At 53.7% G+C, this 1,004-nt stretch carries 1 protein-coding gene; it reads left to right on the forward strand.

Going from position 1 to position 1,004, the window contains the following annotated elements:
• A partial coding sequence (gene tuf, locus A9587_RS24205; protein ID WP_098729138.1) for an elongation factor Tu occupies positions 1-1,004 on the forward strand: 1,004 nt, incomplete at both ends.

Raw genomic sequence — 1,004 nt, forward strand, 5'->3', positions numbered from 1 at the left:
CAGATCGATAACGCGCCGGAAGAAAAAGCTCGTGGTATCACCATCAACACTTCTCACGTTGAATACGACACCCCGACCCGTCACTACGCACACGTAGACTGCCCGGGGCACGCCGACTATGTTAAAAACATGATCACTGGTGCTGCTCAGATGGACGGCGCGATCCTGGTTGTTGCTGCGACTGACGGCCCGATGCCGCAGACCCGTGAGCACATCCTGCTGGGTCGTCAGGTAGGCGTTCCGTACATCATCGTGTTCCTGAACAAATGCGACATGGTTGATGACGAAGAGCTGCTGGAACTGGTTGAAATGGAAGTTCGTGAACTTCTGTCTCAGTACGACTTCCCGGGCGACGACACTCCGATCGTTCGTGGTTCTGCACTGAAAGCGCTGGAAGGCGATGCAGAGTGGGAAGCGAAAATCCTGGAACTGGCTGGCTTCCTGGATTCTTACATTCCGGAACCAGAGCGTGCGATTGACAAGCCGTTCCTGCTGCCGATCGAAGACGTATTCTCCATCTCCGGTCGTGGTACTGTTGTTACCGGTCGTGTGGAACGCGGTATCATCAAAGTTGGCGAAGAAGTTGAAATCGTTGGTATCAAAGAGACTCAGAAGTCTACCTGTACTGGCGTTGAAATGTTCCGCAAACTGCTGGACGAAGGCCGTGCTGGTGAGAACGTAGGTGTTCTGCTGCGTGGTATCAAACGTGAAGAAATCGAACGTGGTCAGGTACTGGCTAAGCCGGGCACCATCAAGCCGCACACCAAGTTCGAATCTGAAGTGTACATTCTGTCCAAAGATGAAGGCGGCCGTCATACTCCGTTCTTCAAAGGCTACCGTCCGCAGTTCTACTTCCGTACTACTGACGTGACTGGTACTATCGAACTGCCGGAAGGCGTAGAGATGGTAATGCCGGGCGACAACATCAAAATGGTTGTTACCCTGATCCACCCGATCGCGATGGACGACGGTCTGCGTTTCGCAATCCGTGAAGGCGGCCGTAC

It is taken from the genome of Escherichia sp. MOD1-EC6162, from assembly GCF_002965125.1.
Taxonomy (GTDB): domain Bacteria; phylum Pseudomonadota; class Gammaproteobacteria; order Enterobacterales; family Enterobacteriaceae; genus Escherichia; species Escherichia marmotae.